The organism is Pseudoblastomonas aquimaris (assembly GCF_035481675.1).
GTDB lineage: Bacteria > Pseudomonadota > Alphaproteobacteria > Sphingomonadales > Sphingomonadaceae > Alteriqipengyuania_B.
In genome coordinates, this window is the sequence record NZ_JAYJJW010000002.1 from 441,127 (window position 1) to 455,544 (window position 14,418).

Sequence of the window (14,418 nt, forward strand, 5' to 3'; positions counted from 1 at the left end):
GCGATGACAGGAGGAAGCGATGGCAGGCAAGTGGTTCGACGAGCTGGAGGTGGGGCAGGTCTTCCGTCACGATATCCGGCGCACGGTGACGGAAACGGACAATGTCCTGTTCACCACCATGACTCATAACCCGGCCCAGCTGCACCTCGATGCGGAATACATGAAGGGCACGGATTACGGCCAGGTGCTGGTCAATTCGTGCTTCACTCTGTCGCTGATGGTCGGCGTTTCGGTGGGCGACACCACGCTCGGCACCGCGGTCGCCAACCTTGGCTGGGACGAGGTGCGCTTCCCCGCGCCAGTCTTCGTCGGCGATACGCTGCGGATCGAAACCGAGGTGGTGGAGTTGCGCGAAAGCAAGAGCCGCCCGAACGCAGGGATCGTCACCTTCGCCCACCGCGCCTACAACCAGCGCGATGAACTGGTCGGCAGCTGCAAGCGCGCGGGCCTGCAAATGAAGCGCCCGGCCGACGCTTGACCCGCTTGACCGCCAGCCCCGCTCACGGCAAAGCGCAGCCCGGCCTTTCGCGGGTGTAGCTCAATGGTAGAGCAGAAGCTTCCCAAGCTTAAGACGAGGGTTCGATTCCCTTCACCCGCTCCATTTTTGTGCGCTACCGCTTCGCTGCTTGAGCGCGGGCGGTGATGCCGACCCTGTTCCTCGCCTTTCTCGCCGCTGCGCTCGCTTCGATGGGCGCGCGCGACCAGTTGCTGGTGGCACGGCTGCGCGAGGCGCTGGGCGCGAATGCCGGATTACTGGTCATCGGTTGGGCCGTGGCCATCGCCTTCGCTGCGCTGGCCGCATGGGCGGGGGCGCTGATGGGCCAGACGCTGTTTCCGGCGGCCAAGCAGATGCTGCTCGGCATCGCCCTCGTCTTCAGCGCAGTGGAACTGTGCTGGCCGCGCAAGGACACGGCGCCTGCCGAACCGACCCGCTCGCTGGGCGCGATCGCCATCGTCCTGTCCGGCTATGCGCTGACCGACGCGGCGCGGTTCCTCGTCTTCGCGGTCGCCGTGGGGGCCGCCATGCCCGCGCTTGCCGCCATCGGCGGGGCGCTGGGATCGGGCGCGGCGCTGACGCTCGGCTGGATGCTGGGGGCCGAGCTTGCCGGATGGCGCTGGCTGAGAGCCATGCGCCTCGTCATCGGCGTGCTCCTTGGCATCACGGGGCTGTTCCTCGCGCTCGCCGCGCGCGGCATCGTCTGACCGATCACTCTCATCGAAACTCTCGCGCGAAATCGCGGAAACCCCCGGCCGCCAAGGCCGTTAGGCAGGCAGACAACGAGAAAATAAGGGGCTTCCCATGAGCAACACAGACAATTCCAAGACCGCGCTGATCGACGGACTGAACGGCCTCCTCGCCGATCACCTCGCGCTCTACTGGAAGACCAAGAATTTCCACTGGCACATCGTCGGCCCGCGCTTTCGCGACCTTCACCTGCTGTTCGACGAGCAGGCCATCGAAATCCGCGACCAGATCGACGCGATTGCGGAGCGGGTGCGCAAGCAGGATGCTAAGACGCTGACCTCCATCGCTTCGGTCGCCAAGCAAACCAAGATCGTGGACCAGGACGACACCACCCTGTCGCCCGACGCGATGCTGCAGGAACTGCATGACGACAACGCCGGCATGGTGAAGCGCCTGAAGGAGCTGAAGACCCATGCCGAGGCGGCCGGCGACAACGCAACCGACGGGCTGATCGACGACTGGACCGACATGGCCGAAGAACGGGTCTGGTTCCTGAAGTCGCAACTGGGCGGCTGACCCCACCCCTGCAACGCAATTCATCGGGCCGCGGTGCTTCCACAGCATCGCGGCCCTTTGCTATGGAGCATCCATGACCAACGTCGACATCATCGAAAACGCCGACCATTCCGCCATCGCAGACTGGCTGGAGAACCGCCTGGCCGCGGCGCTGGCTGAAGGGGAGGGACCAGTTACCATCACCGTGCCGGGCGGATCGACTCCGTTCCCGGTGATGGAATTGCTGGCGAAACGCGATCTCGACTGGAGCAGGATCGTGATCTGGCCGGGCGACGACCGCGTGGTCGACCCGTCGCACGAGGCCAGCAACGAAGGCCGCATCCGCGCGATTTTCGAGCCTGTCGGCGCGGAAGTGACTGCGCTTACGGTGATGGAGCAGGTCCCGCCGTTTGCGCTCGCCTGGCTCGGCATGGGCGCAGACGGGCACATCGCCTCGCTTTTCCCGAACACCGATCCGCAGGCCGATGATCCGCGCGCCATTGTGCGCCTGACGCCCGATCCGCTGCCGCCCGAAGCCCCGTTCGACCGCATCAGCCTGACGATGCCGAGCATTCTCAGCGCCGGCGAACTGCTGTTCACGCTGGGCGGGAGCGCAGAAAAGCGCGCGGTTTTCGACGCGGCCGTCGCGGGCGAGAACGACCTGCCCATCGCGCGGCTGCTGGCTGCGGCGAGGCAGAAGGTGACATGCTTCGCCTGATCGTCGGGTTGGTCCCGCGTCCGGTCCACCGCGCCGCCCTGCGCACCGCGCACAAGCTGCGCCATCGCTGGCGCGTGCTGCGCAAGGTGCCGCTGCAGGGCGTCTCTGTGATCGCGCACGATGAGGAGGGGCGCGTCCTGATGGTCCGCCACAGCTACGCCCGGCCCGGCTGGGCCTTCCCCGGCGGCGGCTGCAAGCGCGGCGAGGACCCGGCGCAAGCGGCACGGCGCGAACTGCGCGAAGAACTGGGGTTCGAACTGGGCGAACTGCAGCTGGTGGAACGGATCGAGGAAGTAATCTCCGGCTCCCCGCATACGGCGTATCTCTATTCCGGCCCGATCGCGGGCAGGTTCGACCCCGATGGGCGCGAGGTGCTGGCGGCACGGCTGTTTAGGGTCGACGACCTGCCGGACGACATGAGCCCGCTGACCCGGCGGCGGATGCAGGCCTTCCTACAGCAGCGATAGCTGCGCGTCGGGCGGGCGCCGGTCCTTCGGCACCACGCCTTCGAGGTTGCTGAGCGTCAGGCCCATCAGCCGGATGGGGCGGGGCAGCGGCAATTCCTCTTCCAGCAATTCGCGTGCCATGGCGGCGAAGGTCGCCTTGTCCGCCACCAGCTGCGCGACCGATTTTGCCCGGGTGTGGAGCGTGAAATCGTTGTATTTCAGCTTCAGCGTGACGGTACGGCCCTTGGCGCCGGCACGCTCGATCCGCTCCCACACGATGTCGACGATCCGATCCAGCGTTTGGCGCAATTCGCCGTCTTCCGACTGGTCTTCCCCGAAAGTGCGCTCCCCGCCCACGGACTTGCGGATACGGTTGGCGCGCACCGGGCGCAGGTCAACGGCCCGCGCAGCGCGGAACAAATACTCGCCGAAACTGCTGAAATGCGCCGTCAGCCAGGCGAGGTCCTTCGCCGCAAGATCCGCGCCCGTTTCGATGCCAAGGCGCTTCATCTTTTCTTCCGCCTTCGGGCCCACGCCGTGGAAGCGCCGGATCGGCAGCGACTGGACGAACCCGGCACCCTGGCCCGGGCGGATGACGCAAATGCCGTCGGGCTTGTTCTGGTCGCTCGCCAGCTTGGCGAGGAACTTGTTGTAGCTGACCCCGGCGCTGGCTGTCAGCCGCGTCTCCTCGCGGATGCGGCGGCGGATGTCCTGCGCGATCGCCGTCGCGCTGCCCAGGCCCTTGCGGTCCTCCGTCACGTCGAGATAGGCCTCGTCCAGGCTGAGCGGTTCGACGTGGTCGGTGTAGTCGCGGAAGATCGCGCGGATTTGCTGGCTGACTTCGCGATAGGCGTCGAAGCGGCTCTTCACGAAGATCAGGTCGGGGCATTTGCGCTTGGCGGTAACGCTGGGCATCGCGCTTTTCACGCCGAACTTGCGTGCTTCGTAGCTGGCGGCGGCCACCACGCCGCGCCCGCTAGACCCGCCGACCGCCACCGGCTTGCCGCGCAGGTCGGGGTTGTCGCGCTGTTCGACGCTGGCGAAGAAGGCGTCCATGTCCACGTGGATGATCTTGCGCAGGCCTTCCGCCTCGGCGTCGGCGTCATCCTCGTCATCCGTGCGCTGAACGCAATCACCCATGCGCGAATAGATAGGGCGCGCGCTTGCAAAGCGGAACCTTGTTCGCCACCTGCCGTCTTGTGCAGATGCGAAACGATCTTCCCGCTTCCGGCGAGCCTGCGCTGACGGACGAGCCTGCCGCGCAGCCGGCACCGCGCCCTGCCGTCGGCGGGCGGCTGGGCGAGCGCGAGCTGATCTGGATGATGGCGCTGCTGATGGCCTGCAACGCTTTCGGCATCGATGCCATCCTGCCCGCGCTGGACGAGTTGGCCGGATCGCTGGGCGCGGCCGGCAACGACCGCCAGTTCGTGATCGGCGCATACCTGCTGGCCGCAGGCATCGGCACGCTGGTGCCCGGCGCCTTCGCCGACCGCTACGGGCGAAGGCCGGTGCTGTTCGTTGCTCTGGCCGCCTATATCGTCCTGTCGATCGCCTGCGCTATGGTGGAAACCTTCACCCAGCTGGTGGTGCTGCGTGCGGCGCAGGGCTTCTTTGCCGCCGGGATCATCGCCCTTCCGCCCGCCATCATCCGCGACCGGGTGGGCGGCGACAAGATGGCCCGGCTGATGAGCCTCATCTTCGTCATCTTCCTCCTCGTCCCCGCGGTAGCGCCCAGCATCGGGCAAGGCGTGTTGCACCTGACGGGCGACTGGCGCTGGATTTTCGGCGCGATGGCACTGGCAGGCTGCGTGATGACCGGCTGGGTTTGGTTCCGCCTGCCCGAAACGCTCGACCCGGCGAACCGGCAGGCAATCCACATTCCCACCATCGCCCGCAACATGACCCACGCGGTCACCCTGCGCGAAACGATCGGCTACACGCTCGGCAGCGCGCTGGTGTTCGGCGGGCTGTTCGGCTTCATCAATTCCAGCCAGCAGCTGATCGGCGAGGCTTTCGGCGCGGGCGACAAGTTCCCACTGATCTTCGCCATGTGCGCAGGCTGCATGGCGATCGCCAACTGGTCGAACAGCCGTATCGTCGAACGCTTCGGCGCGCGGCGGGTCAGCCACGCGGCGCTGTTCGCCTTCATTGCGGTGGCGGGCGCGCAATACTGGTTCGCCAGCCGGCCCGACGAAGGCCTGTGGACCTTCGTGCCGCTGATGGCCGCGAATATGAGCCTGCTGGGCTTCATCGGCGCGAATTTCGGCAGCATCGCCCTGCAGCCGTTCCACCGCATCGCAGGCGCGGCTTCGAGCGCGCAAGGGTTCCTGCGCATGACGAGCGGCGCGGCGCTGGGCGCGTATATCGGCTATAGCTACGACGGCACGGCGGAGCCGCTGGCCCTCGCGCTGCTGATCACCGCCGTGCTGAGCCTGGCCTTCGTGCTGTTCAGCGAGAAGGGCGAGCTGTTCGGGGAAAAGGTCCCCGACTGACCGGATGTCCCTCCCCGGGCTTTGGGGAGGTGCTCAGGTCTCTTCCGCAGGCTCCACCACCGCGAGCACCGCTTCGACCTGCACCTGCCCGCCTTCGCTGGCGGAAAGTTCCGTCACGGTCCCGTCGAACGGCGCGGTGAGCGCGTGCTCCATCTTCATCGCCTCGAGCACCATCAGACGCTGGCCTGCAGTGACCGCATCGCCCTCGGCCACATCGACCGCGATGACCTTGCCCGGCATGGGCGCAAGGATAGCCCCGTCGGCGGCGGAGGATGCTCCGCCCGCGTCATGGCGAGCTTCCGTTAACATGAACGTTTGCCCGTCCTCATCGACGAGATAACCGTCTGGCGTCGCCTCGACCCACAAGGCGTTGCCGATGTCGATTTCCTCAAAAGCGACTTCATAGATAGTGCTCGCGGTTGCCAGTTTGACGACGGGCGGTTCCGCTTCACGGTTGAGGCGAAATCCCAGGTTCGACCATGGCCCATCATCGTTTGCCAGATACGTTTGACGGATGTCTTCCGGGTTGCCGCCTCTGGTCCGGTCGATGACCATGTGCGCAACGGATTGCATCGCCAGTTCGGACGGGGTTTCATCAGGGATGAAATCATCTAGCTTGGAAGCGATAAGGCCCGTATCCATCGAGCCAGCCCGAAACGTCTCATCCTGCAGCAGCAGGTTGAGAAAACCGGCATTGCATTTGACCGGCCAGCAAACGACATCGCCTGTCATCGATCCGAGTGCCTCGATTGCAGCGGCCCTGTCTTCGGCGTGAGCCACCAACTTCGCGATCATCGGATCATAATAGGGCGAAATTTCGCCGCCGCGCTCCACGCCCGTTTCATTGCGCTGCTTCCGGCGGGGTTTCTCGTTCGGTAGCTCGAAGTATTTCAACCGCCCCGTGCTCGGCAAAAACCCCTTCGCCGGATCCTCCGCATAGAGCCGCGCCTCGATGGCATGCCCGCTGATCGAAAGTTCCTCCTGCTTCAGCGGGACCGGCTCGCCGCTCGCGACGCGCAGCTGCCATTCCACCAGGTCCACGCCGGTGATTTCTTCGGTCACCGGGTGTTCGACCTGAAGCCGCGTGTTCATTTCCATGAAGAAGATGCGGTCGGCGCGAAGGCCTTCGCTGGCATCCGCGATGAATTCGATCGTGCCCGCGCCTTCGTAATCGACCGCCTTGGCGGCGCGCACGGCGGCGGCACAGATTTCCTCGCGCGTGGCCTCGTCCATGCCGGGGGCGGGGGCTTCTTCGATCACTTTCTGGTGGCGGCGCTGCAAGGAACAGTCGCGTTCGAACAGGTGGACGACATTGCCGTGGCTGTCGCCGAACACCTGCACCTCGATATGGCGCGGGGAGGTGATCCACTTTTCCAGCAGGACCTCGTCGTTGGAGAAGCTGGCCTTGGCCTCGCGCCGGCAGCTTTCCAGCGCGGCCTCGAAATCTCTCGGCGCATCGACCTTGCGCATCCCCTTGCCGCCGCCGCCTGCGACCGCCTTGATCAGCACCGGGTAGCCGATCACGTCGGCTTCCTGCTTCAACCGCTCGACCGACTGGTCCTCGCCTTCGTAGCCCGGCGTCACCGGCACGCCCGCCTCGCGCATAAGCTTCTTGGCGGCGTCCTTGAGGCCCATCGCTTCGATGCTGGAAGGCTTGGGCCCGACCCAGATCAGCCCCGCATCGATGACGGCCTGCGCGAACCCGGCGTTCTCCGACAGGAAGCCATAGCCCGGATGGATCGCCTCCGCGCCCGTCTCCTTGGCCGCAGCGATAATCTTCTCGCCGACAAGATAGCTTTCGGCAGCGGGCGAGGGGCCGATATGCACCGCCTCGTCGGCTGAACGCACGTGCAGCGCCTTGGCATCGGCATCGGAATAGACCGCGACCGTGGCGATCCCCATGTCGCGCGCGGTGCGAATGATGCGGCAGGCGATTTCGCCGCGATTGGCGATCAGGAGCTTCTGGATCATGCCGTAGCGGTTAGGACGGCTTCCCCATCGCCGCAAGTTCGCGGCGGGTCCAGCGGGGCATTTCGTCCGGCCGGGCGGGGTCGTTGCGCAGCGCTTCCCAGAAGGCGGCGGCGACATGGCCCGCCTTTGCCGCGCGCCCGGTATGCACCCGGCTGTTCCAGGCAAGCTGGCCCCGGTCGCGCACCTTGCGCCCGATGGCGCCGTATATGCGTGCGGCAGACAGCACCGCCCAGCGCTGGCGGAAGGACAGCCGCGCCGCGCCGAGCTTTGCCGCCGCCTCGTGCCGTTCCATTAGCCGCACCATGCGCGCCGACAACTTGGCCATGGTGAAGCGGTGATGCGGCTTCATGTGCTGGCCGGGGGGGATGTCCTCCTCCACCAGCCATTCTGCCGGGATGTAGCAGCGCCCGGCGGCATCATCCTCGTCGAAATCGCGCACGATATTGGCCAGCTGGAAGGCAAGGCCGAGGTCGCAGGCGCGGTCCAGCGTGTCCTCGTCCGCAGAGTCCACGCCCATCACCCGTGCCATCATCGTGCCGACCGCGCCCGCGACGTGGTAGCAATAGCGCATCAGGTCGGCTTCCGTGCGCGGGCGCCAGCCTTCGGCGTCGAGCTCGAACCCTGCGATCACTTCGTCGGCATCTTCCAGCGTCAGCCCGGTTTCGCTGGCAACCTGGCCGAAGGCGTCGAAGCCGGGGTCGGCGGTCGGCTGGCCTTCCAGCGCGGTGCGGGTGAGGGCGCGGATGGCGCGCACACGGCCTTCCAGCCCCGACTGGTCGCCCAGTTCGCCGCCCGCGGTCTGCCCGTCGGCGATGTCGTCGCACCGGCGGCACCAGGCGTAGAGCAGCCAGACCCGTTCGCGGGTGGTGCGGTCGAACAGCATGGAAGCGGCGGCGAAGCTTTTCGAACCTTCCGCGATGGCATCGTAAGCCTTGTCCACCAGCGGTTCGCGAAAGCGCCCGCCGCCCGCGCGGCTGGTGGGGCGGCGCAGGATCGAGCTCGGCGCCAGCATCCGCCCTTTCCGCTTCTTCTGGAGCGAGGGAAAACGGGGGAGCCGGTTGGCCATGTCAGAGGTCCGCCGCCTTCATCGCGAAGATGGGCTGGTGCGGCTCGTATGCGGCCATGCGGTCCAGCAGGCCGGGCAGGCTTTCGTCATGCACGATGATGCCCTGGTGCGCGGGCCGGACGAAGCCGACCTTGGCCATGTGGGCGTTGAAGGCGATCAGGTGGTCGTAGAAACCGAAGGCGTTAAGCAGGCCCACGGGCTTGGTGTGGTAGCCCAGCTGCGCCCAGCTGACGGCCTCCCACAACTCGTCCATCGTGCCGACGCCGCCGGGGATGGTGACGAAACCGTCGGACAGGTCGGTGAAGCGCTGTTTGCGTTCGTGCATGCCGCTGACCGTGTGCAGTTCGGTGCACTCGGTGTTGGCCACTTCGGAATTGGCGAGGGCTTCGGGGATGATGCCGATCACCTCGCCGCCCGCTTCGAGCGCGCCCGATGCCACCGCGCCCATCAGCCCGAGCCGGCCGCCGCCGTAGACGACGCCGATCCCGCGCTGCGCCAGCGTAGCGCCGACCTCGCGGGCAAGCTCGATGTAGCGCGTGTCCTCCGGCGTGGCGGAGCCGCAGTATACGGCCAGACGGTCGAGGCTCCGGCTCATGCGGCGGACGCGCCCGTGCCGCAGGCGTAGGCGATCACGCGGTCGCTCATCGGGTCGTTAGCCGGAAGCGGCTCGACGATACCGACCTCGTCGACCGTCTGGACCGGCATCGAAAACTCGTCGCCCATGTTGGCCCACACGCGAGAGAAACCCGTCAGCCGGGTCTTGCAGTCGATCGCGACTTCCAGATCCATGATCAGGCCGTCATCGGCAAGCTTCCCGTCTCCCATGCCGACCACGATCCGCATGAGCACGACCGGGTAGGTCTTTCCATCGACCTTGATCGTGCCGGACCAGCCTTCGTCGAGAAATACTCCGACATCCGGATCGACCTCTTCGGTCACCCAGGCGTGCTGGTATCCCTCGTCCACGAGCGGCGAGGTGGCGGGGCCGGGCACGGCTTGGACCATTGCCAGCGAAATCAGGGTGGTCAGCAACATTCGCGAATCTCCACGGAAGGATCAGCCGCAGCCTTGCACGCGGCGACCTTGCAAGGGCGTTACCCCGCCAAATCCTCCAGCATCAAGCCTGCCGTCGCTTTCGCGCTGCCGACCACGCCGGGAATGCCCGCGCCCGGGTGCGTGCCGGCGCCGACGAGGTACATGTTCTTCAGCTTGTCGTCCCGGTTGTGGCCGCGGAACCAGGCGCTTTGCGTCAGCACCGGTTCCAGGCTGAAGGCGCTGCCCATGTGCGCGTTGAGGTCGCCCGCGAAATCCTTCGGCGTGTAATGGAACTGCGTCACGATGCGGTCGTGGATATCGGGGATCAGGCGGCGGCCGACCTCGTCCAGCACGCGCCTTGCCAGCTTTGGCCCTTCCACGTCCCAGTCGATCGGCATCTTGCCCATGTGGCTGACGGGGACGAGCGCGTAGAAGGTGCTCATGCCTTCGGGCGCCATCGAGGGGTCGGTCACGCTGGGGTGGTGGAGGTAGACGCTGAAATCCTCGGGCAGCACGCCGTGCTTGTAGATGTCGTCAACCAGCCCCTTGTAGCGCGGGCCGAACAGGATCATGTGGTGCGGGATGCCCGGCCAATTGCCCTCCACGCCGAAGTGGACGACGAACAGGCTGGGCGAGAAGCTCTTCTTCTTCAGCGACTTGGCATAGCTCGGCCCGCGGTGGCTGGTGCGCAGCAGGTCGCCGTAGGAATGGACGATATCCGCGTTGCTGGCGACCGCGTCGAAGCGCTGCTTCCAGCCGCTTTCGGTCTCCACCTCGGTCACGTGGTCGCCCAAAACGTCGATCGCCTTTACCGCATCACCCATGCGAACCGTGCCGCCCAGCCGCTCGAAATGGCGCACCATCCCCGCGACCAGCCGGTTGGTGCCGCCGCGCGCCCACCAGACGCCGCCGTCCTTTTCCAGCTTGTGGATGAGGGCGTAGATCGAACTCGTCTTCATCGGGCTGCCGCCGACCAGCAGCGTGTGGAAGCTGAAGGCTTCGCGCAGCTTCTCGTTCTTGATGTAGCTCGACACCATCGAATAGACGCTGCGCCATGCCTGCTTCTTCGCCAGCGCGGGCGCCGCCTTCAGCATCGACTTGAAGTCGAGAAACGGCACATGGCCCAGCTTCACGTAGCCTTCCTCGAAGACTTCCGCGGAATACTGCAGGAACTGCTTGTAGCCGGCGACGTCGGCCGGGCTCAGCTTCTCGATCTCGGAGAACAGCTCCTTCTCGTCGTTCGAGTAATCGAAGGTCGTGCCGTCGGGCCAGTGAAGCCGGTAGAAGGGCATCACCTTCATCAGCTCCACGTCCTCCGCCATGTCGTGGCCCGACAGCGCCCACAATTCGCGCAGGCAATCGGGATCGGTGATGACGGTGGGGCCGGCGTCGAAAGTGAAGCCGTCCTTCTCCCAGAAATAGGCGCGGCCGCCCGGTTTGTCGCGCTTTTCCACCAGCGTGGTGGCGATGCCGGCGGACTGCAGGCGGATGGCGAGCGCAAGGCCGCCCATGCCTGCGCCGATGACGCAGGCGGTCTTGCCGGAAGATGTCGTGTCGATGTCGCTCATGGTGACTTTCTGCTCAGGGATGGCCGGCTTGAAACGAGCGCGGAAACGGCTCTGCCGATAGATACGGGCGGACGGCCGGAAAGTATCCGCAAGCGGTCGCCGAAAGTGGACTTGCCGGCATAGAACCGCTCGATCAGCGGCTGGCCGAGGCGATAGAACCGCTCGAAGATGCGATAGCGTTCGTCGGGCTCCGCCGCACCGAACAGCATCGTGCCCAGCCGGCGGTAGAATTTCGTGGCGGCCCAGTGGCGGCGCGCCTCCGCTTCCAGCAGGGCGGACAACTGCTCGCCGGGCAGCGTGACGTTGTCCGCCACCAGCTGCGCGATGCGGACGGCGAAGGGCAGGGTGTAGCTGGTCAGCGGGTGGACGAAGCCGCCCTTGGCGCCCGCCATTGCGACCCCCTCTGTCCGTGCGGCATCCTGGAACGCCGCGAAGTCGCCGCCGGTGATGACCGGCAGGACGCCGGTCTCGTGCCCCAGGATCTCGCCGTCCCAGCCGTGGGCCTGGCAATAGGCCTCGACCCGGCTGCCGAGCGCGCGGCGATCGAGCACCGGGCTGTCGGCGTAGTACGTGTCCTCGATGAACAGCTCGTCGAGGCCGAGCGGCAGGACATAGACGAAGCGGTAGGCGCCGTGTTGCCGGACCGTCGCGTCCATGATCACGGGCCGCGCCACGCCGTGCGGTTTCGCGGTGCGCATGTGGCGGCCGAGGAAGACCTGCCAGCCGCCCTCCAGCGCCGGCGCGTCCTCGATCCCGCGGCAATCGATCACGCAGCGCGCGCCAATCCGCTCGCCATCGGACAGGGTGACGCCGCCGGCATCGAGCGTGTCGACGGCGCGGTTCAGCACCACGGTGCCCTGCGGCAGTTCGCGCATCAGCGCGGCGTGGAAATCCTCGCTCGCCAGCGAATTGTAGCGGGCCTGCAGATGGCGGCGATGGGCCGGGAAGGCGACGTCGTAGCCGCCGTCCCACTCGGTCTTGCGGAAGGGTTCGAGCAGCGCGTCACCGCCTTCGCCGAGGTCGCTGTCGAACCAGCTCCAGCGGTGGTTGCCGCCCAGCACCTCGCCCGCTTCGACAAGGCGGATGTCGAGCCCCGGGTCGCGGCGCGCGGCGGCCAGTGCGATCAGCCCGCCCGACAGCCCGCCGCCGACGATGGCCAGGTCGCACCTGCCGCCGCCGGCCGGTGCCGGTTGGTTGTCCGCTGCCTGCATGGCCGCTGCTTTAGCGCAGCGCCGTGCGGGTGCAACGCCCTAGCGTTTGAGATATTTCTCGAACACGCGCGTCATCGCCGCTTCCATCCGGCGTTCCTCGTCGGGCGTCATTGGCAGGTTCTCCCCGCGCGTGCGGATTTCGACCATCTTGGGCTGCAGGGCGGCGAGCGACTGGAAGGCAGTGCCGGTGGAGCTGACCCGCGCCAGTTCCGCCTGTTCCTCCGCTGTCAGCGTAGCGAGCGAGCGCATCGTGGCCCGGGTGATGTCCGCCTCCACCGCCGCGCGACCGATCGCCGGTCCATCCTCGCCCGTAAGTGCGCTGTCCACCGCATCGCCGATTACCGACTTCGCATCGTAGCTTTCGCCGATGCCGCGCTGCACCTTCTGGCCCAGCGGCGAAAGGTAGAATTCGGTCAGGTAAGTTGCCTCTTCCTCGGTCAGGCCGCTGCGCAACATGGCGATCATCTCGGGTTTGATGACCGCCTGGCCGCGCTCGCCGTATTCCAGGAACAACGGCCGCATGACCACCGCCAGTTCCTTCCACATCGCCTCGCTCGGTCGCTCGCCGAACGGCATCTGGCGCATTGCATCGATGAAGCCGGCGACGGTGGTGTCCACCGTAACCTCCATGTCGACGGCGGAGCCCATCGCGTCGTAGAGGCCGACATAGACATCGGCCTGTGCCTCCTGCGCCTGCGCGGCGGGGGAGGTGGCAAGGGCGACGGGCGCAAGGGCGAGAGCGGCAAGGCCGGCGAGGATGGTCTTCATGTCGCGCATTATATCACCGCCGCGACGGCCGCCTAGCCGGATTCGGCAGGCGCAGCGGCGGTGTCCGCAGCCGCCGTTTCCGCAGAAGCGACCAGCTCCCGCAAGGCGGCCATGTGCGCGGCGAAGGCTGACGTGCCGGCCCTCGTAAAGGACGCCCACGTCCGCTGGCGCCCGTCCATCTTGGCCTTCGTGATCTTCACGTAGCCCGCGTCCGTCAGTGCCGAGAGGTGTTTCGAGAGTACGGAATCGCTAACCTCCAGGATTTCGCGCAAGGTGGCGAAGTCGATCTGGTCGGCGCGCGACAGGGCAGCGGCGATCTGCAACCGGGCCGGCGGGTGCAGGACGGCGTCTATTGTGGCGGCACCGCTCACCGGGCGTCTCCGGAGCGCAGTTCGGCGCGGTAGACGCCCTGCCACGCATAGCTGAGCGCAGTGGTCGCAATCATCGTTCCCCCGGTCAGGAGCCAGAATTCCGGTTGCTGCAATTGCGGCTGTGCGATGGTGCTGCGCACCAGCATGACGGCGGCCACGAGGATGACGATGAGCACGAGCGCGATCCATCCGGTGCGCCCCTTGCGCAGGCCGTTCACGGTCATCCCGTGCTTCTTCCCGTCCGCCCGCTGCACGATGAGCGCAAGGACGACGACAAGACCGCTGACGAGGATATTGAGCGAGTTGTCGAGCGTTTGCGCGAACAGCAGGGTCCCGGCCATCGCCCCCACGATCGCATGGCGCCAGAACGGCCAACGCATCCTGTCTGCCATCTTGCTGTCGGTTGCCGAGACCTTGCCCAGTGCGGCGGCTGCTTCATTCCTGTCCATGATCGGTGTCCTTCACTTTCCAACATGGAAAGAGATACGCGTCACTTTCCGATTCGGCAAGTGAAAACTTTCCACTTTGGAAAGTATTTATCCGCCGCGCTTCCCTGCGCCGCCCCGGAAGCGCTGTTCGGCGCGTTCGATCCGCTCTTTCAGCTTCCCTTCGAAGGCGTAGCCGGGGCCGGACAGCTTCGTGCGCCTGCCTTCGATGTCGAGGCCGTAGATGCGGTCGTCTTCGCCCAGATAGGCGGTCGCCTTGACCCCATCCTGCAACTTGTCCTCCAGCCCTTTCAGGCTGCCGCGCTCGATGCTCATCAGCCATTCGGTGTGGTTGTTGGCGAACATGACGTGGGCGGCGCTGTCGTCCTCGCCCGGAAGATGCCGCAGGCGGGCCGTGCCGCGCGTCTCCCGCCCTCCGGCGTAGGCCGCGCGGCGCTTCATCCGGAACCGCATGACCGAATATGCGGCCAGCAGCAGGATCGCCCCGATCGCGCCGATGAAGATGCGCAGGGCAAGCGGGATCGGCTCGCCGTCCAGCGGGATGTACCCGAGCGCGAGCGCCATGATGGCCGCGCCGATGACGAA

Annotated in this window: 17 protein-coding genes and 1 tRNA gene; 7 read left to right on the forward strand and 11 right to left on the reverse strand. The window is 66.4% G+C overall.

The genetic code is table 11. The annotated features are described in order from the left end of the window. The first annotated feature begins 19 nt into the window (after window positions 1–19). The 6 genes from VCJ71_RS12190 (at window position 20) to VCJ71_RS12215 (ending at window position 2,926) form a co-directional block, all read left to right on the forward strand. A complete protein-coding gene (locus VCJ71_RS12190; protein WP_324641393.1) occupies window positions 20–478 on the forward strand; it encodes a MaoC family dehydratase in 459 nt (152 codons plus the stop codon). Between the two features lie 49 nt (window positions 479–527). Continuing rightward, window positions 528–601, forward strand: a tRNA-Gly gene (locus VCJ71_RS12195). Between the two features lie 41 nt (window positions 602–642). Continuing rightward, window positions 643–1,203 (forward strand): hypothetical protein, encoded by a 561-nt coding sequence (locus tag VCJ71_RS12200; RefSeq protein ID WP_324641394.1) that lies wholly within the window; start codon window positions 643–645, stop codon window positions 1,201–1,203. Between the two features lie 97 nt (window positions 1,204–1,300). Beyond that, window positions 1,301–1,762, forward strand: a complete 462-nt coding sequence (locus VCJ71_RS12205) for a Dps family protein (protein ID WP_324641395.1) — start codon at window positions 1,301–1,303, stop codon at window positions 1,760–1,762. Window positions 1,763–1,835: 73 nt separating this feature from the next. Next, window positions 1,836–2,459, forward strand: a complete 624-nt coding sequence (locus tag VCJ71_RS12210; RefSeq protein ID WP_324641396.1) for a 6-phosphogluconolactonase — start codon at window positions 1,836–1,838, stop codon at window positions 2,457–2,459. After that, window positions 2,447–2,926, forward strand: coding sequence for an NUDIX domain-containing protein (locus VCJ71_RS12215; protein ID WP_324641397.1), 480 nt, complete (start codon window positions 2,447–2,449; stop codon window positions 2,924–2,926). Before VCJ71_RS12210 ends, VCJ71_RS12215 begins: the two co-directional genes overlap by 13 nt. Here VCJ71_RS12215 and dinB read toward each other — a convergent pair. Next, entirely contained in the window at window positions 2,912–4,045 is a 1,134-nt protein-coding gene (gene dinB, locus VCJ71_RS12220; protein ID WP_324641398.1) for a DNA polymerase IV, read from the reverse strand. The genes VCJ71_RS12215 and dinB overlap by 15 nt on opposite strands. 65 nt (window positions 4,046–4,110) lie before the next feature. Here dinB and VCJ71_RS12225 point away from each other — a divergent pair, with 65 nt between their 5' ends. Further along, a complete protein-coding gene (locus VCJ71_RS12225) occupies window positions 4,111–5,397 on the forward strand; it encodes a multidrug effflux MFS transporter (RefSeq protein WP_324641541.1) in 1,287 nt (428 codons plus the stop codon). A gap of 33 nt (window positions 5,398–5,430) precedes the next feature. Here the strand turns inward: VCJ71_RS12225 and VCJ71_RS12230 are convergent, their stop codons facing one another. The 10 genes from VCJ71_RS12230 to VCJ71_RS12275 all read right to left on the reverse strand — a co-directional run bounded on the left by VCJ71_RS12230 (window position 5,431) and on the right by VCJ71_RS12275 (window position 14,397). After that, window positions 5,431–7,368 (reverse strand): acetyl/propionyl/methylcrotonyl-CoA carboxylase subunit alpha, encoded by a 1,938-nt coding sequence (locus VCJ71_RS12230; RefSeq protein WP_324641399.1) that lies wholly within the window; start codon window positions 7,366–7,368, stop codon window positions 5,431–5,433. A 10-nt stretch (window positions 7,369–7,378) separates the two neighbouring features. Next, window positions 7,379–8,380: a phytoene/squalene synthase family protein gene (locus tag VCJ71_RS12235; protein ID WP_324641542.1), complete on the reverse strand. Its 1,002-nt coding sequence runs from the start codon at window positions 8,378–8,380 to the stop codon at window positions 7,379–7,381. 55 nt (window positions 8,381–8,435) lie between these two features. Continuing rightward, window positions 8,436–9,029 carry an LOG family protein gene (locus tag VCJ71_RS12240; protein ID WP_324641400.1) on the reverse strand — a complete coding sequence of 198 codons (594 nt, stop codon included), beginning with the start codon at window positions 9,027–9,029 and terminating at the stop codon, window positions 8,436–8,438. Next, on the reverse strand, window positions 9,026–9,469 hold the full coding sequence (locus tag VCJ71_RS12245; protein WP_324641401.1) for a hypothetical protein: 444 nt from the start codon (window positions 9,467–9,469) through the stop codon (window positions 9,026–9,028). Before VCJ71_RS12245 ends, VCJ71_RS12240 begins: the two co-directional genes overlap by 4 nt. 59 nt (window positions 9,470–9,528) lie before the next feature. Further along, window positions 9,529–11,037: a phytoene desaturase gene (locus VCJ71_RS12250; protein ID WP_324641402.1), complete on the reverse strand. Its 1,509-nt coding sequence runs from the start codon at window positions 11,035–11,037 to the stop codon at window positions 9,529–9,531. After that, window positions 11,034–12,248, reverse strand: coding sequence for a lycopene beta-cyclase CrtY (crtY, locus tag VCJ71_RS12255; protein ID WP_324641403.1), 1,215 nt, complete (start codon window positions 12,246–12,248; stop codon window positions 11,034–11,036). The genes VCJ71_RS12250 and crtY overlap by 4 nt, the downstream gene beginning before the upstream one ends. Window positions 12,249–12,287: 39 nt before the next feature. After that, on the reverse strand, window positions 12,288–13,025 hold the full coding sequence (locus tag VCJ71_RS12260) for a DUF2059 domain-containing protein (RefSeq protein WP_324641404.1): 738 nt from the start codon (window positions 13,023–13,025) through the stop codon (window positions 12,288–12,290). 23 nt (window positions 13,026–13,048) lie between these two features. Further along, entirely contained in the window at window positions 13,049–13,387 is a 339-nt protein-coding gene (locus tag VCJ71_RS12265) for a transcriptional regulator (RefSeq protein WP_324641405.1), read from the reverse strand. After that, window positions 13,384–13,836: a hypothetical protein gene (locus VCJ71_RS12270; protein WP_324641406.1), complete on the reverse strand. Its 453-nt coding sequence runs from the start codon at window positions 13,834–13,836 to the stop codon at window positions 13,384–13,386. Before VCJ71_RS12270 ends, VCJ71_RS12265 begins: the two co-directional genes overlap by 4 nt. An 87-nt stretch (window positions 13,837–13,923) precedes the next feature. Continuing rightward, on the reverse strand, window positions 13,924–14,397 hold the full coding sequence (locus VCJ71_RS12275) for a hypothetical protein (RefSeq protein ID WP_324641407.1): 474 nt from the start codon (window positions 14,395–14,397) through the stop codon (window positions 13,924–13,926). Window positions 14,398–14,418 lie beyond the last annotated feature (21 nt).

Coding starts and splice junctions, on each gene's coding strand:
- VCJ71_RS12230 (WP_324641399.1), bottom strand. CDS start 7,368: ATGATCCAGAAGCTCCTGATCGCCAATCGCGGCGAAATCGCCTGCCGC.
- VCJ71_RS12205 (WP_324641395.1), top strand. CDS start 1,301: ATGAGCAACACAGACAATTCCAAGACCGCGCTGATCGACGGACTGAAC.
- VCJ71_RS12215 (WP_324641397.1), top strand. CDS start 2,447: ATGCTTCGCCTGATCGTCGGGTTGGTCCCGCGTCCGGTCCACCGCGCC.
- VCJ71_RS12260 (WP_324641404.1), bottom strand. CDS start 13,025: ATGCGCGACATGAAGACCATCCTCGCCGGCCTTGCCGCTCTCGCCCTT.
- VCJ71_RS12200 (WP_324641394.1), top strand. CDS start 643: ATGCCGACCCTGTTCCTCGCCTTTCTCGCCGCTGCGCTCGCTTCGATG.
- VCJ71_RS12270 (WP_324641406.1), bottom strand. CDS start 13,836: ATGGACAGGAATGAAGCAGCCGCCGCACTGGGCAAGGTCTCGGCAACC.
- VCJ71_RS12275 (WP_324641407.1), bottom strand. CDS start 14,397: ATGGCGCTCGCGCTCGGGTACATCCCGCTGGACGGCGAGCCGATCCCG.
- crtY (WP_324641403.1), bottom strand. CDS start 12,248: ATGCAGGCAGCGGACAACCAACCGGCACCGGCCGGCGGCGGCAGGTGC.
- VCJ71_RS12190 (WP_324641393.1), top strand. CDS start 20: ATGGCAGGCAAGTGGTTCGACGAGCTGGAGGTGGGGCAGGTCTTCCGT.
- VCJ71_RS12235 (WP_324641542.1), bottom strand. CDS start 8,380: ATGCTGGCGCCGAGCTCGATCCTGCGCCGCCCCACCAGCCGCGCGGGC.
- VCJ71_RS12245 (WP_324641401.1), bottom strand. CDS start 9,469: ATGTTGCTGACCACCCTGATTTCGCTGGCAATGGTCCAAGCCGTGCCC.
- VCJ71_RS12250 (WP_324641402.1), bottom strand. CDS start 11,037: ATGAGCGACATCGACACGACATCTTCCGGCAAGACCGCCTGCGTCATC.
- dinB (WP_324641398.1), bottom strand. CDS start 4,045: ATGGGTGATTGCGTTCAGCGCACGGATGACGAGGATGACGCCGACGCC.
- VCJ71_RS12210 (WP_324641396.1), top strand. CDS start 1,836: ATGACCAACGTCGACATCATCGAAAACGCCGACCATTCCGCCATCGCA.
- VCJ71_RS12240 (WP_324641400.1), bottom strand. CDS start 9,029: ATGAGCCGGAGCCTCGACCGTCTGGCCGTATACTGCGGCTCCGCCACG.
- VCJ71_RS12225 (WP_324641541.1), top strand. CDS start 4,111: ATGCGAAACGATCTTCCCGCTTCCGGCGAGCCTGCGCTGACGGACGAG.